Genomic DNA, 26275 nt, shown 5'->3' with positions numbered 1-26275 from the left:
CTTTAATGCGGTAAAGTGCTGGGGGACAGTCCCCCAGCACTTTACCGCATTAAAGACCGGTTCATGTATTAATCAATTAGCTCCAAGGGGTGAAATTAGTAATTGAAAAAACATGAACCGTAGTTCAAGTATACAATTTTTTTAATCACTGTCAAAGAAAAAATGAACTTTGGTTCAGCTTTTATTGTATGGTACTATTAGGACTGAGGTGATTGTATGTCTGAGCATGAGGACCTTCAGCTGGTGGGAGATTTTCCATTTGTACCGAAGCAGGAAAGGGCCCAGCAAAAAAGGAATTCATTACTCGAAAGCGGCCGAGAATTATTTATCAAGAATGGATATGAGCCCACAACAGCGAAGGAGATTGCTACGCATGCAGGGGTAGCGATTGGCACCTTTTACCGTTATTTTTCCGATAAACGACAATTACTAATGGCATTATTACAGGACCAATTAGATAAAATGCTGCCCCCTGAGCCTAATTGGATCAGGACGAACCCAGAGGAGCTTCTAGCAGCTATTCTGGAAAATCATTATAAACAGCTTGAGCAGATAGGACTGCATCAGGTATTGCCTGAACTAATCATCAGGGACCCTGAACTAGCAGAAGTATTAATCCAATCAAGGAAAAATTGGCATAAGCGAATCCTTGCCGGACTGCAGTTAGCAAAGAAAAAGGGGCGGACATGGCCAGATTTGGAGCTAGAAATGGTGGCCTGGTCTATTTTGGTTATACTAGAGAACGTACCGAAAAAAGAAAAAGAGGTCGGTCAGAAAACAGATTATATGGAATTAGCAAAATTAATATGCCGATTAGTCTTCCCGCCAAAAGGGATGACAATCTAATCAACCATACATTACATATAACCGATATATCTTTCCGAATAATGGAGTGAGCAAAAATGCAAAAAGCACAAGATGTTAAAATAGAACTAAATCAAACCTTTCCTTTGACAATCAAACGAATCGGTATTAATGGAGAAGGAGTAGGCTATTTTAAGCGAAAGGTGGTCTTTGTTCCAGGAGCACTTCCTGGGGAAGAGGTTGTGGTGGAAGCAATTAAGGTGCATCCAAAATTTACAGAAGCCAAAATCAAAAGCATCCGCAAAAAATCTGAATTTCGTGTTGAGCCATTATGCCCTGTATATGAGGAATGCGGAGGCTGCCAGCTTCAGCATCTTCGATATGATCAACAGCTAAAGGAAAAACGTGATATTGTCATACAGTCATTTGAAAGACATGCAAAGCTGCAAATGGAGCAAATAGATATTAAAGAGACATTAGGAATGGAAAATCCCTGGAATTATCGCAATAAAAGTCAATTTCAGGTTGCCAATAAAGACGGAAAGGTTCTTGCCGGCTTGTATGGCATGAATTCTCATAGCCTTATCCATATCGATCAATGTACAGTACAGCATCCCAAAACAAATAAAGCAATTGGAACGGTAAGAAAGGTTCTGCAAAAGTTAGAAATTCCAATCTATAACGAAAGAACAGGCAAAGGTGTTGTGCGAACCATTGTTGCCCGAGTAGGGATTCAAACAGGCGAGCTGCAAATAGTATTGATTACCGCAAAATCAGAGCTGCCAAAGAAGGAACAACTAATTGAAGAAATAAAGAAAAGGCTCCCAAATGTAAAATCCATCATGCAGAATATTAATGGTCAAAAGACCTCTCTTATTTTTGGTGAAAAGACCGTGAATCTTGAGGGGAAGGAATTTATCCAGGAAACATTAGGCGATTTAAACTTCGAATTGTCGGCAAGGACGTTCTTTCAGCTGAATCCAGAGCAAACAGTAAATCTCTATAATGAAGTGAAGAAGGCTGCAGAGCTTACTGGTACGGAAAAAGTAGTGGACGCCTATTGCGGCGTTGGGACAATTGGACTCTGGGTTGCCGATAAGGCAGCTGAAATCCGCGGGATGGATGTGATACCAGAATCGATCGAAGATGCGAAGAAAAACGCTGCCCGCCATGGAATCAAGCATGCCAAATATGTGACGGGCAAGGCAGAGGTTATTTTGCCAAAATGGGCGAAGGAAGGCTGGAAGCCGGATGTCATCATCGTGGACCCGCCAAGAACAGGACTTGACCACGAGCTTCTAAAGACGATTCTAACGATCAAACCGAAGAAGCTGATTTACGTTTCCTGTAATCCGTCCACATTAGCGAAGGATATCCATGTCCTGACAGCTAAGTACAAGGTTGAGTATATTCAACCGGTTGATATGTTTCCACAGACAAGTCACGTTGAGTGTGTTGTCTTGATGTCAAGGGTGGAGAAATAGGGTTATTCAAAACACTGATAAATAAAGGGTTTTCAAGGTTGGAGGACTTTCTGCCGATGTCTGGTAGCACCTTTTAACCTTGAAAATCCTTATTTTTATTTATTGAGGAAACATATCAACTAAAAAAATCAGCGGAAGGTTGAGGAGATAGAATGGATGATTTTGTAGGGTTGAGGAGACAGGACAGATGTAATGGAATACATTGAATGTCTTGATTATATTAAGTATTTAAAATAATGTAAGGTGTTTGGATTTACGAGGCGTTTAAAATGTCTAACTTTATAAATAGATTGTTAGTTCATTATTGTTAGGTGCCCAATTATTCTGTTAAAAATGAATGAGCAATGGTAAAGAGTTTTAGTTTACGAAATGAAATGAGTGTGGTAGTATTATCCTAGCATTAATTCTATATATATAGAATTTTTTTCTATTTATAGAGAAAAAAGGAAGAGTGACATGTCTGTATCATATGATAAATTATGGAAGTTAATTATAGACAAAAAAATAAATAAAACACAACTCCGAGACTGTTCAGGGATTACATCTGCTACATTAGCTAGATTAAGTAAAAACCAAGGAGTTTCACTCGAGGCTTTAGAACGTATCTGTCGAGCTTTGGATTGTGAAATAGGAGATATTGTTGAATTTATAGAAGACAAGGTGATTTTAGATGAGTAAGAGATATACAGTAATTGATTTATTTTCAGGGGCGGGTGGACTTAGTCAAGGATTTGTACAAGCTCTATCAAAGTGGGATGCTCTTTATCGTTCTTCCTTCTGGTAGACGGCTTGCCTATGTGAAACCTCGTATGGGAGAGAATATGTTTGGCGGTGAGTCAGTTACTTATGAAGGTGTCGGTGGAACGAAGAAATGGGAAAGAATCGAAAGCTACGGTCCCAAATTTGTAGAGAATATTGTTCAAGCAATCAGTCGTGACATCTTGTGTCATGCCATGCAGACATTAAAGAATTGTTCCATTGTGGCTCATGTACACGATGAAATTATCATCGAGGCAGATATGGGGACGTCACTTTCCGCTATCTGTGAACAGATGGCTAAGATGCCAACATGGGCAAATGGCCTGTTGCTTAGTGCTGATGGTTATGAGTGTCAGTTTTATCAAAAAGATTAAATTAATTGGTAATCGGATAATCGTGTGGGAGGAGGTTAAAAGACCTTCAATTTTTAAATAATGAAAACAGGATAGCACTTATTTTATGACCGGTACGTGCTATCTTGTTTGTTTAATAAACGCTCCATTTTTGTGGAATAAAGGGTTAAAATTCGAATCTTGAAGAAATATAGTGAAAGAACCGATTTTGACTCCTCTCTCTATAAAGTTAATAATAAATCAAGGGGTAAGACTAAATCTATTAAAAACACATGGGACAATAATTGATACATCGACCGATTAGCTTAATTGATTTTATTGCAGAGTGTCTCTAAATGATAACGAATAACTTCCTTCACCTTTTCTGGAGAGTATACATCAGGTCTTAATAAAGCATGAATTGACAATCCCTCTATTAATGCCGTTAACCTACTCTTTTCTAATTCTGCATTCATTGAATCTGATAATACGCCTTTTAGAGCTAAGATTTCAATCATTGAATTTGCTAATTCATATGTACCGTCCGTCATTTCATCTTTTTTGTCCTTTATTGTATCACTTGTAAGTGAACGTAATGCAAGAATCCACCAAACGCTCGTTTCAATTTTCTTTTCTTCATCTATTGGTACTAGCTCTAATAAAACTTCTTCTACTGCCTGCACTGGGTTTTCTGACCATTCTTTATTTTGAGAACGTTTTTTCCCTTCTTCTAAGTAGTAATTCATAATAAATAATAACATTTCATCTTGAGTTGAAAAATAATGTCTTAACGCACCAGAAGACATCCCTGCCTCAGCTGCAACTCTTCGTATAGACGCTTTCTCAACCCCTTCTTTCCTAATAATATTCCATGCAGCCTCAGCAATTTGTTTGCGCTTTTCATCATGATCAACAATTTTTGGCATTATAAAAATCACTTCCTTTATTTAGCACAGTGTGTTATTATCTTTTTATAGCACGATGTGTTAAATAGATAATACCACAATATTTAAAGGAGGACTAGTTTGTTTGATCGAAACTATTGAAGCATTGATGCCTTCTTCATCATTAGACATTTCTTCAGCATTAATGATTATTTCTTTGTGTGCTTTAATTGATATTTTAAGTCCCGGTGTACTGACTGTAACAGCCTATTTATTACTGACACAACCGAATCAGTTATCTTCTCGTTTATTTGTGTTTTTATTCATCACGCAGTTAGGCTATTTCATCACGGGCTTATTACTCTACTTTGGTGGAAATTCATTATTGAAGAGAATAGAACAATTGTCTCAGTTTGACTTTATCAATTGGTTTTATATCCTACTTGGAGCAGTTCTTGTTCTAATAAGCTTCAGTAAACCAAAAGAGACTACAAAAAAACGTTTAATTTCATTTATCCCCAAAAATACAACAATTAAAGGGATGATTATACTAGGAATCATTGTTTTCCTAATTGAATTTGTAACGGCATTGCCTTACTTTTATTCAATCTTTTTAATGAATCATCAAACAATTGAGACTACACCTGCTATCTTAATGATTATTGGATACAATCTAGTAATGGTGCTTCCTTCTATATTACTGTTAGGGGTTAATATTATATTTAAAGAAAGATTGCAACAATTTCTTGTTAAAATGAGGTCAAAATTAAATGAAGCTCCAATCTCTTCACTCTTGGTAGCGACAGGAGTCATAGGTGCAGTTTTTTTTAATATCGGTCTTAGAGGCATATTAAATTAGAAAAAATATTAAAGAGGTGTTCATTATGAAAGAAATTATCAGTGGACTCAGTCTACTTTTTATTATTCAGGGAGTAGGCGGATTAATCAATCATTTGACTAATGGAGGAAAAAGTTGGTTTTTAGTAAATTATATTGATGCGTTTCAAGGGTTGGAAATCGTTTTGGACATTGTATTTATTGCAGTTGGTGGGATCATAGCTTTAGCCACTCGTAAAATAACATCAAGTAAAAGCGATAAGTGAACGATGCAAAAATAAAAAATACAGAGTGAGAATTTCTCGCTCTGTATTTTTTATTTTAATTGATTCTCCTCAGGCTCTACCAACCTTACTCATCCAGGTCATAGATAAAATATGATACCAAAATGACTGTTTTTCTCTTTTCCTATTAGCTCCAGTTCTATAGGCCTATTACTGTTTACGTTACCATTTCTTGTTTATCAATCTAGTCTGTTTGTTAAAGTAGAAAATTACTGAATCAACTTTTAAATCTATTTTACATACTCAAATTCCGAAAAACAATCGGATAAGTATGCTTTATCGAGTATTGTTTACTGCGGTCATTGCGGCGATATTTACCGACGGGTACATTGGAATAACCGAGGCTACTTTGATAAATAAAGGATTTTTAAGGTTGGAGGATTTCCTGCCTGATTTCTGGCAGTACCTTTTAACCTTGAAAATCCTTATTTTTATTTATTGAGGAAACATATCAACCGAGTAAATCGGCAGAAGTTTGAGGAGATAGAATGGATGATTTTGTAGGGTTGAGGAGATAGGACAGATGTAATAAAATACATCGAATATCTTGATTATATTAAATATCTAAAATTGTGTAAGGCTTTTGGATTGACGAGGCGTTTAAAATGTCTAACTGTATAAAAAGTTTCTTGATTGTTAGTTCATTATTGTTAGGTGCCCAACTATCCTGTTAAAAATGGATGGTTTTTTTAAAAGTTGCTAAAAGCGACTTATTGTGTTAAAATATCCGTTGATTCAAATAGGAATTTAGGAGGAACCGAAACTATGACAGCCTCAATACGTTTAAGATAAGCTGGCAATAAAAAAAGCAGAATCTATCCCCGATGATAGGCTTTTTTGTTGTGCTTATTTATACGATATTGAGCATTCATTAGTTACGGTTAGGATATAGGTTGTTTAACTATACCTTTATTTAACTATGTCTTTAATATGAATGTTTCCAAATTGTATGTATGCAGACCAAAAGCCACATTGTGGATTTAGGCCTGCATTTTTTATTGCCTAGAATGCTATTCAAAATAAAAATTCAAGCAAAATAATATGCAGGAGAAAAATAAATGGGAAAATACAACAATTGGAAACTTAAGTTTTATACAATATGGGCAGGGCAGGCAGTATCATTAATCACTAGTGCCATCCTGCAAATGGCGATCATTTTTTACCTTACAGAGAAAACAGGATCTGCGATGGTCTTGTCTATGGCTTCACTAGTAGGTTTTTTACCCTATGCGATCTTTGGACCTGCCATTGGTGTGCTAGTGGATCGACATGATAGGAAGAAGATAATGATTGGTTCTGATTTAATTATCGCATCAGCTGGGGCAGTGCTTGCTATTGTTGCATTCTATATGGAGTTACCTATCTGGATGGTTATGGTAGTATTGTTTATCCGTAGCATTGGAACAGCTTTTCATACCCCAGCACTCAATGCGGTTACACCACTTTTAGTACCAGAAGAACACCTAACGAAATGCGCAGGCTATAGTCAGTCTTTGCAGTCTATAAGCTATATTGTTAGTCCGGCAGTTGCAGCACTCTTATACTCCGTTTGGGAACTAAATGCTATTATTGCCATCGATGTATTGGGTGCTGTGATTGCATCTATTACGGTAGCAATTGTACGTATACCTAAGCTGGGTGATCAAGTGCAAAGTTTGAAACCAAATTTCATAAGAGAAATGAAAGAAGGAATGGCTGTACTACGGCAAAATAAAGGATTATTTGCTTTATTACTCGTTGGAACATTATATATGTTTGTTTATATGCCCATAAATGCATTATATCCTTTAATCACTATGGAATATTTTAATGGTACACCGATGCATATTTCTATTACGGAGATTGCTTATGCCTCTGGTATGTTGATAGGGGGTCTATTATTAGGGTTATTTGGGAATTACCAAAAGCGAATCTTATTAATAACGGCATCAATTTTTATGATGGGGATAAGCTTAACCATTTCAGGATTACTTCCTCAAAGTGGATTTTTCATATTTGTAGTCTGCTGTGCAATAATGGGGCTTTCGGTGCCATTTTATAGCGGTGTGCAAACAGCTCTTTTTCAGGAGAAAATTAAGCCTGAATATTTAGGACGTGTATTTTCTTTGACCGGAAGTATCATGTCTCTTGCTATGCCAATTGGGTTAATTCTTTCTGGGTTCTTTGCTGATAGGATCGGTGTAAATCATTGGTTTTTACTATCAGGTATTTTAATTATTGGCATTGCCATAGCTTGCCCCATGATGACTGAGATTAGAAAATTAGATGCAAAATAAAATAAAGGAGTGTGTTCGTATGATAGATAATATTATTCAATCAGTGACAGAAAAATTATCCTCTTTGCCTTATATAAAAGGCATCGTATTAGGGGGTTCCCGAGCAAGAGGTACCCATACAGAGGATTCTGATATAGATATCGGAATCTATTACAAATCAGAATCATTTGACCTGACAGCGATTAACCAAATTGCTACAGAGCTGGATGATGAGAATAGAAACAACCTTGTTGTACCTCCCGGAGCGTGGGGTGATTGGATTAATGGCGGCGGATGGTTAGTTATAAATGGGTATCATGTTGACTTGATTTTACGTGATATAAAACGGGTGGAACAAATAATCAAAGATACGGAGCAAGGAATTGTTACTGCCAATTATCAGACCGGGCATCCCCATGGATATATAAGTGCTATGTATCGTGGAGAATTGGCAATCAGCAAGATACTATATGCTAATGATGAAAAATTTTATGAGTTTAAAAAGCAAGCAGAATGTTATCCAAACGCTTTGCAGAAGGGATTAACTGAATTTTTTATGTTTGAGGCAGGTTTCTCTTTAATGTTTGCTGAGAACAATATTGATAAATACGATGTATCTTATGTTTGCGGACATTGCTTTCGAAGCATATCTTCCCTTAATCAAGTCTTGTTTGCAATAAATAAAGAATACTGTGTAAATGAAAAAAAGGCTGTTAAGATGATTGAAGATTTTAAGATTAAGCCAAGCGATTACAAGGAAAGGGTCGATAAGGTTATTTCCTTAATATCAACTGATGTAGATTGCACAAAAAAAGGAATAGAGATTCTTCAAAGACTAGTAAATGAGGTTGAATACCTGAAAGGAGCCAATATTCAATGACGGGGCCAGATAAGAAAAAGCTTTATCCGAATGAAAATATAAAGACGGTTTGCTATATAAGTAATCTACCTAAAAGACCAAATGTTGAGATTGGTGAATATACCTATTATAGCGATAATAAAAAGTCTCCAGAGAAATTTTACGAAAATATAGAGCACCACTACGAATTTCTAGGGGATAAACTGATAATAGGCAAGTTCTGTGCAATTGCAGAGGGTGTTAAGTTTATTATGAATGGTGCAAATCATAGAATGGATGGAGCTACAACCTATCCCTTTAATATCTTTGGCCAAGGATGGGAAAAGGTGACTCCTACAATTGAACAACTTCCTTTTAAGGGAGATACAGTGATTGGCAATGATGTATGGATAGGTCAAAATGTTACCATTATGCCGGGTATTAAAATTGGTGATGGTGCGATTATTGCCGCTAATTCAACAGTAGTGAAAAGTGTTGATCCATATACAATATATGGTGGGAATCCAGCTAAGTTTATCAAAAAACGCTTTAGTGACGAAAAGATTGAATTCTTGCTAAAGCTTCAATGGTGGAATTGGAGCGAAGAGGAGATATTTAACAATCTTGAGATGTTAACATCCGAGGAAGGGCTAGAGATATTAATGAAATAAATCGTTCTTTTATAAAGCATGTAGACAAATAGGAATTTGATAGGAGAAAAATTTATGTCTAAATCTAATGGCAATAAACTTACGAATTCGACAGATGATCAGTATCTATTAAGACCGGCTACACTTTGGAGTATTCCTTTTGTGGCGGAAGTATTACCTATTTTTGAAGAGAATTACCCGGATGATTTAAGACCTCGGCAATCTTTAGAAGTAGCAACAAAATACGTCCAAGGCGAAAAGCGAGGACAAGAGCTTCGGAGAGTGTCAATGGCAGTTTTTAAAATTGGTAAAGAAGTAGATGAACCTGCAAAATATGTTACAAAAGCAGCATCTGCAATTTCTGCTGTTCCATATACCCATACGGATTTACAAAACGGCGACCAGGGATGGAGACAAGCACGTCATGTACTAGGACCAATTGTTTACGCAGCTTATGCACTTGAGTTATCAAAGACTTCAAAGGTTGCAAGCGACGACATGATTGATCGTGCAATTAAAGAGGCGCCAACTGAAGTTCATACAGTTATTCGGAATTTCTCACCGCAGCCCATCAAGAAAACACGACTAGATATATTGTTTAAGAAACTTGATGATGCTTTGCGTGCCTGAGGTATATAACAATTAATTAATTTTGGAGGTAAGATTAAATGAATATAAAATTTGATCCAAATAACGCTATTATTAAGCTCTGCATGAGTGGGATGGGATTGGAGGACAGTGGAAACAGTGAGGATGCAATCACGATGTTTCATAAAGCATGGCACGAAGCAACAGATGACTATGAAAGATTTATCGCATCTTATCATTTAGCTCGTATACAAAAGAGTATTACAGACAAATTAAAATGGATGGAGACATCTCTACAGTGTGCCCTAAAGATAAATGATGATAATGTTAAAAGTGCATACTCAACGTTATATTTAAACATTGCCAAATGTTATGAGGAGTTGGGTGATTCTGCGAATGCAAAAAGAAATTATGAATTGTCAAATTCAGCTAAGGGTGCACCTACTGATGTAGGTCCATTTTACCATGGGACAAAGGCAGATTTGAAAGTTGGTGATTTACTGACAGCGGGTGGAATTTCAAATTACAAACCCGAACTTAAAATGAACCACATTTATTTCACTGCTAATGTCAATGGTGCAGGACTTGCAGCAACATTAGCAAAAGGAGAAGGAAGGGAACGCATTTATATAATAGAACCAACAGGTGAATTTGAAAACGACCCAAATGTTACTGACAAAAAATTCCCTGGTAACTTAACACGTTCTTATCGATCGAAAGAACCTTTAAGAATTATTGGTGAAGAAAAAGAGTGGACGAAACTGACAACTACTGAGCGGCGAGAATGGCGTGAAAAATCAGCTAAAAATAAAGGCGAAATTATTAACTAAATGTATTTAATGGTGTGATAGTTAAGAGTCGATATGTTCCCGCCTACCGATAGTGCCAAAAACGCAGTGGATATGTTTTCGAGAACGGGCAATAACAAATAACATCAATTCCATCAACTCGCCCCATGTTGAAGCGGTCACGAAATTACTTTTAAAATAGTCAAGGATTAATTGATATTTCGAAACACGCCGAGAGAACTTCTCGGCTTTTTTTATCCTATAAATAAAACGTAGTCCTTAACTAGGCCTTTTGTAAGTTTACGGATTTGGTAAAAGTGAAAAAGTTTTATAGAAATAACAAAATATTAATGCAATTTAACTAGTTTTATCTTATAATAATCTATAACTTTATTACTTATATGCTTTTAAGCGTTAAAGTAACAGATAATAAGATTATATTAAAAAGGGGTAATCTATCTTGAAGAGCATGAAGTTATTTTTAATGATTGCAACAGTTATCAGTTTATTGGTGCTGTCGGCTTGCGGCGGTGGAGCAAAGGAAACTGCAACCGATAAAGCTAACGGCGGTAAGGATGGAGACGTTATTAAGATTAAAGTAGGGCATATTTCTCCAGATGGACAAGCCTATGCAATTGGATTTGCAGAATATGCAAAGGCAGTCGAAGAAGCGACAGATGGAAAGGTAAAATTCGAGATTTTCGGTAATGGAGCTTTAGGCGGTGAACGTGAGCTGCTAGAGGGCGTCCAACTGGGGACGTTAGATATGAGTTTGATCACAACAAGTGTTGTGACAGGCTTTGTACCAGAAGTCGCAGTTATTGAATTCCCATTTTTATTTAGAGATTTGGACCATGCTTACAAAACGTTAGATGGTGAAGTAGGACAAGAGTTACTAGATAAAATGTCTGAATCCAATTTAAAAGGGTTGGCATTCTGGGAAAATGGTCAGCGCCATTTAGCCAATAGTAAGAAGCCTATCAAAGCTGTTTCAGATTTAAAAGGGTTAAAAATGCGTGTTATGGAAAGTGAACTTTTAATTGATACGTATAGTGAAATGGGAACGAATGCAACACCTATGGCTTTCCCTGAGGTGTATGGCGGATTGCAACAGGGAGTAATAGATGGATCAGATTTCTCAACAGGTGTTTACTATACAACAAATGTATACGAGCAATCTAAGTATTTCTCTGAAGTAGGACTTTATTATGCTTCTGCGACTTTAGTAATGAATCAGGAGCTTTTTGCTTCATTACCTGAGGACATTCAAAAAGTAATGGTTGATCTTGGAAAAGAGTATGCAGAGAAGGAACGTCAAATTAATCAAGATTTAATGGAGGACTACAAAAAGAACTTAGTTGAAAAGGGAGTAGAAATTATTCCTGAGAAGGACATTGATATGGAGTCATTCCGTAAGGCCGTTCAACCGGTCTATGAAAAGCACGCTGAAAAGTATGGAGATTTTGTTGAAAGAATTCAAGCTGTCAAATAAATTTTTATAAAAGCAATGGAAGACTTTGAGGAGAGGATCATTCCTCAAGGTCTTTTTTTCATAGCTTACTAAATGACGATTTCACAACTTATTTTAGAAATGAGGGGTAAAGATGAAGGCTATTCGTTGGCTCGATGAGAATATCGAAAAAGTCATACTAGTGTTTTTCTCCATCATCATGGTAGCTGTTATCTTTTTACAAGTGGTGATGAGGCAATTTGGCGGATCCCTCTCATGGTCAGAGGAATTGGCACGCTATTGTTTTATTTGGTTGATTTACATTGGAATCAGCTTTGGAGTCAAACAGCAAAAACATGTGAAGATAGATGCACTCTTATTTTTACTAAAGGATAAAGGGCAAATTTCATTAACCATTATCTCCAATCTTTTTTTTATGTTATTTGCAATCTTTGTTATTTTATATGGCTATGAGGTGGCCAATCAATTACTTCAATTTGGACAAAAGTCACCTGCAAATCAAATTCCAATGGGGCTTGTTTATATGGCGACTCCAATTGGAATGGGATTGACCCTGATACGTTTGATCCAAAACCAAATTGATTTAATCAAGTCTTTATTCAATAAAGGTAAAGAAAATAATATTTTAAATTAGGTTAGGGGGTTACGGATATGACTGCAACTGCCGTCTTGTTTGGCAGCTTTGCCATTCTTTTACTTATAAGCGTGCCAATTGGTATTGCCTTAGGTTTAGCTACGCTAATTACCATTATCTATTCTGGCAGTCTGCCGCTAGAGTTTTTAGCTAAAGAATTAGTAACATCTGCGGATTCATTTCCGTTAATGGCCGTTCCCTTTTTCATACTTGCAGGGGAAATTATGGGAAAAGGTGGTATTTCGCAAAGATTATTTGGGGTTGCGGGTGCATTGGTAGGTAACAAAACAGGGGGATTTGCCATTGCCACCATTATTACTTGTATGTTCTTTGCCGCGATTTCCGGTTCCGGTCCTGCAACGGTCGCGGCCATTGGAGGCGTGATGATTCCTGCTATGGTTCAGCAGGGCTATGACAGACGGTTTGCAACAGCGACTGTAGCAGCTGCAGGTTCGATTGGTATTATTATTCCACCAAGTATTCCAATGGTTATGTTCGGGATAACGGCAAGTGTTTCAGTAGGAGACTTGTTTATTTCTGGGATTATTCCGGGTATTTTGGTTGGACTTGGGATGATGGTATGGGCTTGGTACTTTTCGAAGAAGATGGGTTACAAAGGACTAGAGGAAAAAACGTCATTCAAAAATATCGGTAAATCGATTTGGGATGCGAAATGGGCCTTATTAATTCCCATTATTATTTTAGGTGGAATCTACGGCGGTTTCTTCACACCAACAGAAGCAGCTGTCGTTGCTGTTGTCTACGGACTCTTTGTCGCGGTCGTTATCTACCGTGAGCTGCCGTTAAGAGAATTACCTAAAGTGATGTATGAATCAGCACTTACAACGTCTACTGTTTTGATAATTGTTGGTACGGCAAATGCATTCGGAAGGCTGTTAACCATTGAACAGATTCCTAATAAAATTGCTAGTTGGTTAATTGGTATCTCGAGTAACCCAACCGTTATTATTTTGCTCATTATGGCATTGTTATTAGTGGTAGGAATGTTTATGGACCCTCTTGCAGCTATAATTATTTTAACACCTATTCTATTGCCAATCGTTGTACAAGTTGGCTACGATCCTGTTCATTTTGGTGTTTTGATGATCATTAACCTGGCAGTCGGATATTTTACTCCTCCTGTAGGAGTTAACCTGTTTGTAGGGTCTAGTATATCGGGTGTATCAATGGGACCCTTATCAAGGGCCGTTCTCCCATATATCGCTTCTATGATCATCATTCTATTGCTTGTAACCTTTCTTCCACAGATAGTCTTGTTGTTTATTTAGAAAACACTGATACGAATAAAATATAGATTTTTCTGAAAATAAATAAACCTTAACAAAAAAACAATTGAATTTTAATTTTTTCTTGTTATAATTCATGTATATTATTCCTTGTTAAGGAGAACGTGATGGGAAATACATGTAGATTTGTTGTAAATGCAGTAGGAAAAGGCGGAGAAACCTACTACACTCATTTTAGCAGTAAACAAGAATTGGATCAGTGGGTATCGGAGAATCAAGAAAAGTTATCAATGGATAAACTGAAAATCGTTGATAAAAATAAGCAAAGAAATCCAATTTTGAGATTGTTTAGCCTATAAAATCTAAAAAAGAAACGCCATTCTGATGGAATGGCGTTATTTTCTATGTTTTGGATGAAGCAGGGCCATCTCCTTTACTTCATTATTTAATGATTTGAGCAGGCTTATGGTCATAAGAATCATAATGACCGAAAATGGCAGCGCAGCAATAATCATCGTATTTTGAAGTGCTAGTAGACCCCCGGAATATAATAGAACTAAGGCAGTAGCAGGGAGTAGTAATCCCCAGATAATTTTTATTCTGTTCGAGGGAGTCTGCGACCCATTTGATGACATCATGGCAAGTACATAAGTACCTGAATCTGCCGATGTAATAAAGAAGGTTACCACTAGCGTTATAGCAACAATTGACATTAATGTACCTAATGGATAATTGGAAAAAACTCCAAATAATGACTCCTCTAATGCTAATCCAGAAATGGATGCGATTCCTGTATCTTCGAGTCTAATGGCGGAACCCCCAAATGTTGCAAACCAAAAAAAGCCGATGATAGAGGGAATTAATAGGACGCAAAATACAAACTCTCGTATGCTTCTTCCTTTAGAAACCCTAGCGATAAAAATTCCGACAAAAGGGGACCAGGCAATCCACCAAGCCCAATAAAATATCGTCCAGGCATTAATCCAAGCCCTATTTTCTTCGTTAAGAGGAGCAAGTCTAAAGCTCATCCGAGGAAGGTTTTGTAAATACTCTCCAATTGTATCTGTAAAGATATTTAGGATGAATAGAGAAGGTCCAACAATAAACATAATCAGCAGTAAAAGAAAGGCTAGCGCCATATTTGTATTACTTAGAATTTTAATGCCTTTGCCAAGGCCAGAAAGGGCAGATGTAATAAACAGTACGGTTACAATCACTATAATGATGAACTGAGTAAAGAAATTTGCTGGGATGTCAAATAGATTGGTAAGCCCTCCATTAATTTGTGCTGCCCCGAAGCCAAGGGTAGTGGCTACACCAAAAACGGTAGAGAGAATGGCGAGGATATCAATAAGCTGACCTGTTTTTCCATTTGCCCGCTCCCCAATAATTGGCTTTAAGGTGGCACTGATTAATCCTGGTTCACCTTTACGAAAGTTGAAATAAGCTAGAATTAAGGCGACTATTCCATAAATAGCCCAAGCATGCAGACCCCAATGAAAAAAGGTAAAACGTAAAGAATCCTTAATGGCTTGCGCGGTCCCGGTTTCACCCGTAGGAGAACTCACTGCATAGTGACTAAGAGGCTCTGCTGAACCATAAAAGACAAGGCCGATTCCCATCCCTGCACTAAAAAGCATAGCAATCCACGTTGCCCGTGTGAATTCAGGTTTATCATCCTGTTTTCCTAATTTTATACGGCCAACAGGGGTGATAAATAAATACAAACAAACCAACAGGAATATGGTAACAATAATTAAATAATACCAGCCAAATGCTGTTGAGATGAAGGCTTGCATGTTGGCCGTTACATTTTCAAGTGTATCGGGTGCAACAATCCCAATCATCACTAGTAGCAATAGAATGGCGGCTGAGTAAATAAATACCGACGTTAGTTTTTTCATCTTCAGTAAACTCCTATCTTAGCTAGACGAGCTGTCTATGAATTACTTTTTTCTATGTATCCAGTTAGTTCCCATGATTTTCCTAAGCACATAGAACATCCTCAGAAAGTTCATTTCTAGTATGTAACAACACACTAATCATATTCCAATCATTGATGATTCTTCATTAACGGCTTGTAATCCTGTACATTAAAGCATTCTATTGATTGAGTGAAAACGCTTCATAAACGTTTAAGAAATGTTCACAGGGAAAGGGACAAAAATAGGCTACAATGAAGGTGTTCGTTATTATTGTGAAATATCATACAAATAGACAAAATTTTCATTTTTAAGGGTGTAGCTGGAAGGTTTCATTCGAATGAAATAGGAAAGGTGACAGAAATGGCTGAACTATCTATCGGTGCATTACTTATACGATTCATATTGGGAGGCTTGGCTGTAGTTGTATCCACGCTAGTTGCTAGGAAATTGGGGGAAAAGGCTGGAGGAATCTTTGCTGCATTCCCAGCGGTTTATTTAGCCGCATTATTGACTGCCAGCTTGGATTTCAGCGGCAACGAACTTGTTTCCTATTCTATATTATTATCAAAGGGTGCGATTGTAGGTATGGCAATCAATATTGTTATAGCTATTATTGCGGGATATCTTTTACCAAGAAAAGGCTGGAAGAGAGGTTTATCTCAAGCGGTCGGCTGCTGGTTTATCATCTCGATGGTTGTCGTAGTTATAACATCCTATTAAGGGTGATGAAGAACGAATTCAATAAAAAATTCGAGCATCAAAGAAAAGGTGTGTATATATGAAAAGTAAAGATTTATTCATTCGATTTCTTTTAGGCGGAGCAGCAGTTATGTTAAGTTATCTTGTTACGGTTATTTCACCCTGGAAAATACTAGCCGGCATTTTTGCTGCTTTTCCAGCGGTTATGATTACAGCTGTTTTAATGATGGGAATTGTATCAGGGTCAAAAAATGCTGCAAAGGTCGCTAATGGATCGGTATACGGGATGATTGGGGGCGTTGTATGTGTCGCAACTGTCTGGATTACGCTGACCATCAGCAATAATTGGCTGTTCAGTATTTTTTTAGGACTTGTATTATGGTTGGGAAGTTCGATTGCTGTTTCTTTGGTCAGAGAGAGAACAAAGGGTATTGGTATACATCTTAAAGATTTACTAGGGCATATGAGGAATGTACAGGTTCGTCAAAATAAATAAAAAATTCTAAAAAAGACGCCTGTAGAAGGCGCCTTTTTTAACTTCATTCAGTAGAAGTCCTCCACTTCTACAAGTGGGGGATGAATGCAAATAGTTCTTCGATTCAGTGGGGGTTCAAACCCCGGCTGAATGAAGTTATGCCTCCGGCGGATGTCTCGGATTTTTTAAAGGTAGCTTATCGAGCAAGCTCGATAAAAATCCGGACGCAAATTCGACGGGCGAATTTGATTTGGCATTTAATGTGGCTGCAATACAGATTCTTTAATATAATTAAGCGAAAATTGTTGGAAAGCCTCTGTTGCAGGACATAGATAACGATTTTTTATACAGGCCATATAGATTTCATGACTGGCTAAAGGATGGTTAATTGATAACAGCTTTACATTATGGTTCGCAAGGGAAAGAGAGCGAGGCATAATAGCCATACCAAAATTTACAGATACCAGTCCAGCTATTACGTCTGTTTCATCCATCTCACAAGCGATTTGAGGGATAACTCCAACACTTTCAAATAGTCTGTCTATAATAGTTCTAATATCACTATTCTGTTTAAACATGACAAATGGATATGATGCAGTATCCTCCAAATCAATCCTGTCATAGCGTGCAAGCGGATGATTATAAGGTACGACAGCAACCATTTCCTGTTCAAATAAAGGTGTAAACGCAATTTCCGATTCGCTCTCATCCAATAAAGTAAAGGCTATATCTACTTTTCCCGCTTTTAAATCTGAAAAGATTTTATGATTGGAACCTTGACTTAACGTAAATCTTACATTTTTATACTCATCCTTTTGTGAGAAGGCCTGTATCATATTTGGAACAAAATGCGGACCTAGATGGTACATGAAAGCTACATCGATGACCCCTCTTGAAGGACAAGTAATATCATGTAATTTCTTTTCTCCTTTTTCTAATTCATCCAAAGCACGCTCAACATATTGGAGAAAAAAGCGACCGTACTTTGTTAGGCGTATATTTCTTCCGTGCTTTTCAAATAAATACGTACCCAACTCCTTTTCTAGTTCTGAGATTGCATGGCTCAAGCTTGGCTGGGTAATGGATAGCTGTTCAGCAGCCTTTGTAAAATGTTCATATCCTGCTAGTACCCGAAAATAATGAAGCTGTTTCAAATTCATTCATACCACGTCCTTTCATATTTAGAAGAAAATTATGACGATTAACTGTTTGAATGATGAAGATGAAGACAAGGTAAATCAGTGTTAAAAGGCTATTAATTGAAGATATGAATTAAATAAACAACTATACTATAACTAAATATTACCATTCTTAGACAAATAATAGAGTGTCTAAAATAAAAAAGTTTTGATATATATGTGAAAAAGGTAACAATTTCAGTTTGCTTTCTATAAAAACGGAAATAATATTGTGATAAATCTATATCTTCTTGGGATAAACGTAAGCGATTATTGAAAAAATTTCCTATTTATGTTAAAATATATACAAACTTCATATAATACATACAGGGAATAACTGCCTGTCTGTACAGGGTTCAAAGTCGTCAAACCGGATTACATCCCGGCTTTGAAAACAATTTATAGTTAAGTGAGACTCTATAGCTGGGAAGTTTTCTGGCTAAAGAGTCTTTTTATTAGGATAAAAATGACTCTATTCAATGAAAATAAGGAAATAAACCTCCAGTACACTTTAACTTCATTCAGCAAATGCTTTCTGTACCGAAAGCTTGCGACCGGTACAGAAGTCCTCCACTTCCACAAGTGGGGGTTCGAACCCCGGCTGAATGAAGTTTAGCCTCCGGCGGATGTCTCGGATTTTTTTAAAGGTAGTTTATCGAGCGAGCTCAGGTAATCCGGACGCAAATTCGACGGGCGAATATGATCTTTTTTCAAGAAGGGAGAAAACAATGAGCAATTACTATCGTAAAACAGCTGAAGAAGTATTGAAGGCTTTAGGGGTAACCGATAAAGGCTTAACCACAGCTGAAGTTGATAAAAAGAGAGAAGAGTATGGATATAACGAATTGCAGGAAGGTAAAAGAAAAAGTGCTTTTCAAGTATTTCTCGAACAATTTAAGGACTTTCTCGTTATTATCCTGCTAGTCGCTGCCATCATTTCCGCCTTTTTAGGTGAAGTGGAAAGTACGATTGTAATCATGGTTGTTGTCATTTTAAATGCTATTCTTGGAACTGTCCAGCATGTGAAGGCAGAGCAGTCCCTTAACAGCTTAAAGGCTTTGTCTTCTCCAACTGCAAAGGTATTAAGAAATGGGCAAAAGCTTGAAATAGCTTCAAGAGAAGTGATGGTCGGTGATATTCTCACCCTAGATGCCGGTGATTTCGTCCCTGCAGACGGTAGAATCATTGAGAATTACAGTTTGCAGGTTAATGAAAGCTCACTGACAGGCGAGTCACTAGCGGTGGTAAAAGAGATGGACCCGATTGATCAAGAGGATGTCCCAATCGGTGATAAAAAGAATATGGTATTTTCCGGAAGCTTTGTCACAAATGGACGTGGTGTCGTCGTTGTCACAGATATTGGGATGAAGACTGAAATTGGGAAAATCGCCAATTTATTAGAATCAGCTCAAGAGAAGAAGACACCTCTACAGATCACTTTAGACCATTTTGGAAAAAGGCTAGCGGTCATTATTATTATCATCGCTCTTATGATCTTTGGACTTGATATTTTTAGGGGTCGTGAGATAGGTGATTCGTTCATGTTTGCTGTGTCACTTGCTGTTGCAGCAATACCTGAAGCTTTAAGCTCTATTGTGACTATTGTTTTAGCCTTTGGAACCCAGAAGATGGCCAAGGAAAATGCCATTATGCGGAAGCTACATGCTGTAGAAAGTCTTGGTAGTATTTCAGTTATCTGTTCTGATAAAACTGGGACGCTAACGCAAAATAAGATGACTGTCCAGCAGGTATATGTCGATCAAAAGGTCATTCCGCATGACCAATTAAATCAGGAAAAGCCAATAGAAAAGAACCTTTTGTTAATGGCGTTATTATGTAATGATTCCGTGACGATGGATAAGAAGGAGATTGGGGACCCTACTGAAGTCGCTTTAACGAATTTAGGTGAAGAATATGGTCTAGATGAACTTGTGGTCAGAGAACAATATAAAAGGGTGGAAGAAATCCCCTTTGATTCAGACCGTAAGCTTATGAGTACCGTTAATAAAATTGATGATAAATATCTCATGATTACAAAAGGTGCATTGGACGTTCTGTTATCACGGATGAAGAAAATTGAAACTTCTGCCGGAATAGCTGATTTTACGGACCAGCACCGTAAGAAAATTGAAGAAATTAATAGTAGTTTTTCTAAGCAGGGCCTACGTGTTCTTGGCTTTGCCTATAAAGAAGTGTCAGAGGGACAGACGGTCGGGTTTAATGATGAAAAAGATTTAATTTTTGTCGGCTTAACCGCGATGATGGACCCGCCAAGACCTGAATCAAAAACGGCAGTAGAGAATTGTATTTCTGCTGGCATTAAACCGGTGATGATCACTGGGGACCATAAAATAACAGCTTCAGCCATTGCTAAACAAATTGGGATTCTAAAGGACGACAAAGAAGCGATTGAAGGCGTTGAGATTGAAAAGCTAACGGATGAGGAATTAAAACATAAAGTCAGTGACCTCTCTGTATATGCGCGGGTTTCACCAGAGCATAAAATTCGAATTGTTAAAGCCTGGCAGGAGAAGGGGAATCTCGTGGCTATGACTGGTGACGGGGTAAATGACGGTCCTGCTTTAAAGCAAGCTGATATCGGTATTGCCATGGGTATCACCGGTACCGAGGTTGCAAAGGATGCATCGGCTATGATTCTTACCGATGATAACTTTTCCACCATTGTAAAAGCCGTCTCAAACGGAAGAAGTATTTACGCCAATATTAATAATTCGATTCGGTTTTTACTTGCAGGCAATACAGCAGGGATTCTTTCCGTGCTGTACGCATCATTATTGGCGTTACCGGTACCATTTGCGCCTGTACATCTTTTATTTATCAACCTTTTAACAGACAGTCTGCCTGCCATTGCTCTTGGACTTGAACCGCATAATAAAAATATTATGAAGGAAAAGCCAAGAGATATTCATGAACCATTACTAAATAAGCGATTTGCCACCTTAGTTGGCATCGGTGGTCTGTTAATTGCTATATCCACTATAACCGCCTTCCATATTGGCTTAAAAACGGGCGATGAAGTGGTTGCCAGCACAATGGCATTCGCCACCTTATGTTTAGCAAGATTATTTCACGGCTTTAATGTAAGAGCGAAGCAATCTGTTTTTCATATTGGCGTGTTCACGAATAAATATCTCTGGTTTTCCATTATCGGTGGTATCATTTTATTACAAATGGTCTTGTTGCTGCCGCAGCTTAGTGGCATATTTGAAGTGGCTCCATTAACAGGCACACAGTTTGCTTCGATTTATGGTTTGGCCCTTATGCCGTTAATCGTTAGTCAACTATACAAAGTGTTCTTTATCAAATCATAATCGATACTCTCTAATGAAATGACCAAAGCAGAAGGAGGTGAAGGAAGCTAGGTTCGGCTTCGTTCGCCTCTTTCTTTTTGCCATTAATAAAAAGCGGGTGGTGGGTCAATTCTAATGAGTACAATTGGATTGGTAGGGAAAAGATGGTAAGATGGTGAATTAGAAGAATAAAATAAGTGTAACTGAAGCAGTGAAAATAGAAGAGGTGTAATTGTGACGGAAACGGTTGTGAGAATTAAAGCGTCATTCAGTAACAAAATGAAAAATGGGAATCCAATTATATTGAAGGATAGCATTGTGAACAATGACCATTTAGAAACCGAGGGTATGATAATCAGACTTGTCGATGAACAAAATCGTTTTATCGGAAAAGGATATTACGGACGGCAGAATAAAGGCTATGGATGGATTCTGACAAGAAAAGAAAATGAGCAGATCAATAGTGAGTTTTTTCATAATAAACTACTCAAGGCAATTCAGTATAGAAAGTCTTTTTTTCAAGATAGCGAAACCACGGCCTTTCGTGTTTTTAATGGCGAGGGTGACGGAATTGGCGGTTTAACGATTGATTACTATGATGGCTATTATGTCATCAGCTGGTACAGTCTAGGGATTTTTCAATTCAAAGATATGATTGTTGAAGCTTTATCAAAGCTTGTTTCCTATAGAGGCATTTATCAGAAAAAACGCTTTGCTGAAGATGGGAAGTATGTTGAGGAAGATGACTTTGTTGCCGGAGAGCGAGGTCAGTTCCCTCTTATTGTAAAAGAGAACGGAGCCAGCTTTGCTGTTTATTTAAACGAAGGTGCTATGGTTGGTGTATTTCTAGATCAGAGAGAAGTAAGAAAAGCGATTCGTGATCGTTATGCAGCAGGAAAGTATGTATTGAATACCTTTTCCTATACTGGTGCCTTTTCCGTTTTTGCTGCTTTAGGAGGAGCCGTCAAGACGACGAGCGTCGATTTAGCCAATCGGAGTCGCAGTAAAACCATTGAGCAATTCAGTGTTAACGGGATTGACTATGAAGCACAGGATATCATTGTGGAGGATGTCTTTCATTATTTTAAATATGCAGTAAAAAAACAGCTGACATTTGATTTAGTCATCCTAGACCCACCAAGCTTTGCTAGGTCGAAGAAGGTAACTTTTAGTGCAGCAAAGGATTATACTCATCTGTTGAAGCAGGCTATTTCTATTACAGCAGATGACGGGGTCATTGTTGCCTCTACCAATAGTGCTTCCTTTGATATGAAAAAGTTCAAGGGATTTATTGATAAAGCTTTTCGAGACAGCAATGGAAAATATAAAATCCTCGAGGAGTACGGACTTCCCGCAGATTTTAAAACCATTAAAGAATTTGACGAAGGTAATTACTTGAAAGTAGTTTTTGTGAAAAAAATAAAATAAAGGCGCCGGCACCGTAAATGGACAAATGCATAGCAAATGTCTTTTTTGCGGTGCCTGACACCTAAAATGTAGATAAAACATAGTCTTTCAATTTGGTTACAGGTGGCGACATAAATTTATATGTGCAATAGCTTAAGTAGATGTATGGTTCATAAGGAGGATTGATAATTTTAAGTGCTTTGACAGGGAAACGGTCAAGGCGATAAATATTTGGTACAACCGCAATTCCTAGGTTAGCTGCCACGAAGCCGCAAACTGTGCTATCATCATCTACCTCATAAGCAATATGCGGCTTTACATGGATGCAGTTAAACAACTCATCAAGAGTCGGGCGCAATCCACATTCTTGATTATAGTAAATAAAAGGATATTTAGCGGCATCAACTAAATCAATTTCCTGCTTTCCTGCTAAAGGATGTTCATTTGGAGTGATTAACATAAGCTCCTGCTTCATGATAGGAACGGAAGTAATACCTTCGTCTGCTATTTTGGAAGTAAATGCGATATCAATTTTGTTCGATCTAAGCCCCTCTTTTATTTCCTCCGTAGTCCCTTGATTTAATGCAAATTGAATTTGATTATTTTCCTCTACTTGTAGAAAATCATGAATTAATTTAGGGATGAAATGCTGAGACAGAGTGTGTACAAAGGAAAGGTTAATCGTTCCTTTTCTGGGGTCAATTAAGATTTGTAATTCATTCCTCGTTTTTTCCAAATTAGATAGAATAGGACGGACATGCTCGTACAGAAAATAGCCATATTGATTTATTTTAACGTTACGGCCTTGCTTATTGAACAGGCAAACGCCCAAATCCTTTTCTAATTCCTTTATAGAATGCGTTAAGCTTGGTTGGGTGATTGCTAGTAGTTTGGCTGCCTTTGTATAATGCTCGGTTTCAGCTAAAACACAAAAGTACTGGAGTTGATTAAAATTCATAGTAATCACCGGCTTTCAAAAAAAGATTAATGTTTTGTTTAGCTATTTGTTGGATTGTTAATGTATAATACAATCAAAATTTACCGTATTCTAATAGAGTCTGTCTATATTTTGTTCAATTGTTCACAAATAGTTCGAACGTTTACGAAGTATTTGTAAGGATATTGACAAAATCTATATTTTGGGTGGCTTTGGCATTGAATTATAAAGTATAAAAGAGAGGGTAGAATATCGCGCAACCACCCTCTCCATTTTCTTACATTTATTAATGAATGTCCTGAGAAATCATTGTCAAATCCGTAGCAGACACTGCCACTTCTTTAAAGGCAGCACCTAATTCATTTGTTCTGTTAACAAATGCATGGAGCTCCTGTTCGATTTTATGATTTTGGACTTTTGTTTCATCTAGGGCGACTAATATTTGTTGAAAGTAATGTTCCGTTTCTTCCATCGTTTTGTTTTCTTCATTTACGGCTGCTTTAATCATTTCAAGTGATTGCTTTAGCTTTTCAATTTGTGTGTTGGTGTTTAAGGTAAGAGAGGAAACATTTGTAACAGATTTCTTCGTTTCCTCGGATAACTTTCTTACTTCATCTGCAACAATAGAAAAACCTCGTCCATGTTCGCCGGCTCTGGCAGCTTCAATGGCGGCATTTAGGGATAGTAAATTGGTTTGGTCTGCAATACCCGTTACAATTTCAACAATTTCTTGCGTTTGTTTAGAGATATTTAACAGAACCTGGACATCACTCGATATATCATTCACCGACCGATGAATATTAGCTAGATTTACCGTCTGTTTATGGAGCTGATCCTTTCCTTTAAGCGCTCGTTCTTCTGCTAAAGTGGATAACTCAGACCCCTTATTTGCAATAGCTGTAATATCATTGGATTGCGTACATAAATGCTGAAACGAAGCATCTGTTTCTTCAGAAATGGCCGCTAGATTTACTGAGGCATTCGCAACTGCTTCACGTATTGATTTTTTCTCCTCTTCAGCTTCGATATTCATTCGGTTAACTTCAGCCTCGTAAGCTTCTAGCACCAATTGCTGTTCAAGATTTAAGATTTTTGTGACAGCTTGAATGGCAACAAGACGGTCATTTGATTGGTTGAGCTTGTCGATAATAATGGAGATAATAGCAAGTAGTAGATTTTGAAAGGCAGCCATATACCATTTAGTTGGAAGTCCAATCTTCACATGCATTTGTGCAATCCTAATTCGTTTATCAATAAAACTTTCATCAATTATCCCTGTAAACATTTCAAGGAGATGCTGCTTAAGAGTCCCTTTTAAACGGTCTATGGAGCTATTATCCTTAATAACCTTTACTAATGATGGTTCTAGTTCAAGGTCCCGATAATATTGATTAGCAATCATATCCAATTTTTCTTTTATAAATGGCTGTAATGCATGAATGATATCAAGGTCTTCGATTGTAAGACTAATCATTTCCAGTTGCCTTTTTATAACGCTTTCATTAGATATAACAATTTTCCCTGCTCCTCTTATTGGCTCCCATGTCTGTTTCTCTTGCTTTTGTTTTGTAAAAAACACCAGAATCCCTCCAGCCCAGCATTGGTTATGAGTAAATAATACCATAATCATTGCCGGTATTTGCGTCTTTATTGAGTGAAATTACACATTATTAACTGCGAAAATAAGCACTAAAGTCTTAGGTGATTTCTTTTGTATTATGAAACTATCATCTTGTATTTTTCGTATAATAGAGTTAGTTCAATTAGGAAGGGATTAGGCATGTTGAAAAGGAAATGGATGGGTAGTTCTTTCGTTACATTTATTCTTGTGTTTATTGTTGTAATTTTATATTTCCAATATTTAATCCAGCCGGATGGGGATGTTGAGATTAACCATAGTACAACCATGCCGGAGGGGCTTCATCCGGTAGTAGAGGAAAAGACAAATCAGCTGATACAACAGGCTGCTGAAAAAGGGATTGAGGTTGCTATAACGGATGATTTCAGAAGTGCAGAGGATCAGGATCAATTATATGAAAAAGGTCGTTCAACAGAGGGCTCAATTGTCACTTATGCAAAGGGAGGCGAGTCCTATCATAACTTTGGACTCGCAGTCGATTTTGCATTAAAGATTCCCTCTGGTGATGTTATTTGGGATATGAAGTATGATGGGAATGGAAACAGCACTCCGGATTGGACGGAAGTGGTTGCTCTTGCAAAGGGTCTTGGATTTGAATGGGGTGGAGATTGGGCTCGGTTTAAGGATTACCCACATCTTCAAATGGATTTTGGTCTTACAATTGCAGCCCTACAAAGTGGGGCAAGACCAGAGGAGCAATTAGAGACTGATAGCTGAAAAAAGACCTGTATAAAACTAAAGCTTTTGAATATGTAACCGATAATAGTGTTGAATAAGCTCCAGAGGCAATCGCTGCCTGGAGTTTTTTGCTGTGAAAACTAGAAAAATTCAATGATAGCTTATTTATTT

Annotated in this window: 25 protein-coding genes and 2 pseudogenes; 21 read left to right on the top strand and 6 right to left on the bottom strand. The window is 37.4% G+C overall.

Translation table 11 applies throughout. The annotated features are described in order from the left end of the window. Window positions 1-216 precede the first annotated feature (216 nt). The 4 genes from BQ5321_RS19890 to BQ5321_RS19875 all read left to right on the top strand — a co-directional run bounded on the left by BQ5321_RS19890 (window position 217) and on the right by BQ5321_RS19875 (window position 3421). Window positions 217-846, top strand: coding sequence for a TetR/AcrR family transcriptional regulator (locus BQ5321_RS19890; protein WP_071396133.1), 630 nt, complete (start codon window positions 217-219; stop codon window positions 844-846). Window positions 847-902: 56 nt separating this feature from the next. Continuing rightward, the gene (rlmD, locus tag BQ5321_RS19885; protein ID WP_071396132.1) at window positions 903-2288 is read left to right on the top strand and encodes a 23S rRNA (uracil(1939)-C(5))-methyltransferase RlmD; all 1386 of its coding nucleotides are present in this window, start codon (window positions 903-905) and stop codon (window positions 2286-2288) included. Window positions 2289-2744: 456 nt separating this feature from the next. Further along, window positions 2745-2966: a helix-turn-helix domain-containing protein gene (locus BQ5321_RS19880; RefSeq protein WP_053995397.1), complete on the top strand. Its 222-nt coding sequence runs from the start codon at window positions 2745-2747 to the stop codon at window positions 2964-2966. A 14-nt stretch (window positions 2967-2980) separates the two neighbouring features. Continuing rightward, window positions 2981-3421 carry a DNA polymerase family A protein gene (locus tag BQ5321_RS19875; RefSeq protein WP_234978429.1) on the top strand — a complete coding sequence of 147 codons (441 nt, stop codon included), beginning with the start codon at window positions 2981-2983 and terminating at the stop codon, window positions 3419-3421. Between the two features lie 284 nt (window positions 3422-3705). On the opposite strand, the gene BQ5321_RS19870 is transcribed toward BQ5321_RS19875, so the two are convergent. Further along, window positions 3706-4305 carry a TetR/AcrR family transcriptional regulator gene (locus tag BQ5321_RS19870; protein ID WP_015926218.1) on the bottom strand — a complete coding sequence of 200 codons (600 nt, stop codon included), beginning with the start codon at window positions 4303-4305 and terminating at the stop codon, window positions 3706-3708. A gap of 103 nt (window positions 4306-4408) precedes the next feature. On the opposite strand from BQ5321_RS19870, the gene BQ5321_RS19865 reads away from it, so the two are divergent. From BQ5321_RS19865 to BQ5321_RS19815, 12 genes are all read left to right on the top strand, one after another. Continuing rightward, on the top strand, window positions 4409-5122 hold the full coding sequence (locus tag BQ5321_RS19865; RefSeq protein WP_071396131.1) for a GAP family protein: 714 nt from the start codon (window positions 4409-4411) through the stop codon (window positions 5120-5122). Between the two features lie 25 nt (window positions 5123-5147). After that, a complete protein-coding gene (locus BQ5321_RS19860; RefSeq protein ID WP_039236448.1) occupies window positions 5148-5366 on the top strand; it encodes a hypothetical protein in 219 nt (72 codons plus the stop codon). A 246-nt stretch (window positions 5367-5612) separates the two neighbouring features. After that, window positions 5613-5744: a recombinase zinc ribbon domain-containing protein gene (locus tag BQ5321_RS25140; RefSeq protein ID WP_390622194.1), complete on the top strand. Its 132-nt coding sequence runs from the start codon at window positions 5613-5615 to the stop codon at window positions 5742-5744. Between the two features lie 698 nt (window positions 5745-6442). Continuing rightward, a complete protein-coding gene (gene mef(A) / locus BQ5321_RS19855) occupies window positions 6443-7660 on the top strand; it encodes a macrolide efflux MFS transporter Mef(A) (protein ID WP_071396130.1) in 1218 nt (405 codons plus the stop codon). Between the two features lie 19 nt (window positions 7661-7679). Then, window positions 7680-8519, top strand: a complete 840-nt coding sequence (locus BQ5321_RS19850; protein WP_071396129.1) for a nucleotidyltransferase domain-containing protein — start codon at window positions 7680-7682, stop codon at window positions 8517-8519. Further along, window positions 8516-9148, top strand: coding sequence for a Vat family streptogramin A O-acetyltransferase (locus BQ5321_RS19845; protein WP_071396128.1), 633 nt, complete (start codon window positions 8516-8518; stop codon window positions 9146-9148). The genes BQ5321_RS19850 and BQ5321_RS19845 overlap by 4 nt, the downstream gene beginning before the upstream one ends. Before the next feature lie 54 nt (window positions 9149-9202). Beyond that, window positions 9203-9757, top strand: a complete 555-nt coding sequence (locus BQ5321_RS19840) for a putative immunity protein (RefSeq protein WP_071396127.1) — start codon at window positions 9203-9205, stop codon at window positions 9755-9757. A gap of 374 nt (window positions 9758-10131) precedes the next feature. After that, window positions 10132-10545 (top strand): NAD(+)--rifampin ADP-ribosyltransferase, encoded by a 414-nt coding sequence (gene arr, locus BQ5321_RS24750; protein WP_261798761.1) that lies wholly within the window; start codon window positions 10132-10134, stop codon window positions 10543-10545. Between the two features lie 427 nt (window positions 10546-10972). Beyond that, entirely contained in the window at window positions 10973-11995 is a 1023-nt protein-coding gene (dctP, locus tag BQ5321_RS19830) for a TRAP transporter substrate-binding protein DctP (protein WP_071396990.1), read from the top strand. Between the two features lie 112 nt (window positions 11996-12107). After that, window positions 12108-12608 carry a TRAP transporter small permease gene (locus BQ5321_RS19825; RefSeq protein WP_071396125.1) on the top strand — a complete coding sequence of 167 codons (501 nt, stop codon included), beginning with the start codon at window positions 12108-12110 and terminating at the stop codon, window positions 12606-12608. A gap of 17 nt (window positions 12609-12625) precedes the next feature. Continuing rightward, a complete protein-coding gene (locus BQ5321_RS19820) occupies window positions 12626-13897 on the top strand; it encodes a TRAP transporter large permease (RefSeq protein WP_071396124.1) in 1272 nt (423 codons plus the stop codon). 125 nt (window positions 13898-14022) lie between these two features. Beyond that, window positions 14023-14214, top strand: a complete 192-nt coding sequence (locus BQ5321_RS19815) for a hypothetical protein (protein WP_071396123.1) — start codon at window positions 14023-14025, stop codon at window positions 14212-14214. A 36-nt stretch (window positions 14215-14250) separates the two neighbouring features. On the opposite strand, the gene BQ5321_RS19810 is transcribed toward BQ5321_RS19815, so the two are convergent. Next, complete coding sequence (locus BQ5321_RS19810) at window positions 14251-15759, bottom strand: glycine betaine uptake BCCT transporter (protein ID WP_071396122.1); 1509 nt, start codon at window positions 15757-15759, stop codon at window positions 14251-14253. Window positions 15760-16140: 381 nt separating this feature from the next. Here BQ5321_RS19810 and BQ5321_RS19805 point away from each other — a divergent pair, with 381 nt between their 5' ends. Then, window positions 16141-16500, top strand: coding sequence for a DUF3147 family protein (locus BQ5321_RS19805; RefSeq protein WP_071396121.1), 360 nt, complete (start codon window positions 16141-16143; stop codon window positions 16498-16500). A 58-nt stretch (window positions 16501-16558) separates the two neighbouring features. Continuing rightward, window positions 16559-16975: a DUF3147 family protein gene (locus BQ5321_RS19800; protein ID WP_071396120.1), complete on the top strand. Its 417-nt coding sequence runs from the start codon at window positions 16559-16561 to the stop codon at window positions 16973-16975. A gap of 236 nt (window positions 16976-17211) precedes the next feature. On the opposite strand, the gene BQ5321_RS19795 is transcribed toward BQ5321_RS19800, so the two are convergent. Beyond that, complete coding sequence (locus BQ5321_RS19795) at window positions 17212-18114, bottom strand: LysR family transcriptional regulator (protein WP_071396119.1); 903 nt, start codon at window positions 18112-18114, stop codon at window positions 17212-17214. Window positions 18115-18860: 746 nt separating this feature from the next. Between BQ5321_RS19795 and BQ5321_RS19790 the strand changes: the two genes are divergently transcribed. Together BQ5321_RS19790 and BQ5321_RS19785 are read left to right on the top strand one after the other, a co-directional pair. After that, entirely contained in the window at window positions 18861-21464 is a 2604-nt protein-coding gene (locus BQ5321_RS19790; RefSeq protein WP_071396118.1) for a calcium-translocating P-type ATPase, PMCA-type, read from the top strand. 210 nt (window positions 21465-21674) lie between these two features. Then, window positions 21675-22871, top strand: coding sequence for a class I SAM-dependent rRNA methyltransferase (locus BQ5321_RS19785; protein ID WP_071396117.1), 1197 nt, complete (start codon window positions 21675-21677; stop codon window positions 22869-22871). Between the two features lie 61 nt (window positions 22872-22932). Here BQ5321_RS19785 and BQ5321_RS19780 read toward each other — a convergent pair whose 3' ends face one another. The 3 genes and pseudogenes from BQ5321_RS19780 to BQ5321_RS25130 form a co-directional block, all read right to left on the bottom strand. Continuing rightward, complete coding sequence (locus BQ5321_RS19780; protein ID WP_071396116.1) at window positions 22933-23808, bottom strand: LysR family transcriptional regulator; 876 nt, start codon at window positions 23806-23808, stop codon at window positions 22933-22935. A gap of 265 nt (window positions 23809-24073) precedes the next feature. Next, window positions 24074-24607: pseudogene (locus tag BQ5321_RS25135) on the bottom strand (methyl-accepting chemotaxis protein); the annotation flags it as partial. A 234-nt stretch (window positions 24608-24841) separates the two neighbouring features. After that, a pseudogene (locus BQ5321_RS25130) lies at window positions 24842-25411 on the bottom strand (protoglobin domain-containing protein); the annotation flags it as partial. A 156-nt stretch (window positions 25412-25567) separates the two neighbouring features. Between BQ5321_RS25130 and BQ5321_RS19770 the strand changes: the two are divergent. Further along, window positions 25568-26143, top strand: coding sequence for a M15 family metallopeptidase (locus BQ5321_RS19770; RefSeq protein WP_071396114.1), 576 nt, complete (start codon window positions 25568-25570; stop codon window positions 26141-26143). Window positions 26144-26275 lie beyond the last annotated feature (132 nt).

It is taken from the genome of Bacillus tuaregi, assembly GCF_900104575.1.
GTDB lineage: Bacteria > Bacillota > Bacilli > Bacillales > Cytobacillaceae > Bacillus_BD > Bacillus_BD tuaregi.
Note: the sequence above shows the minus strand (reverse complement) of the source record. Positions and strands in the feature narration are given on the sequence as shown.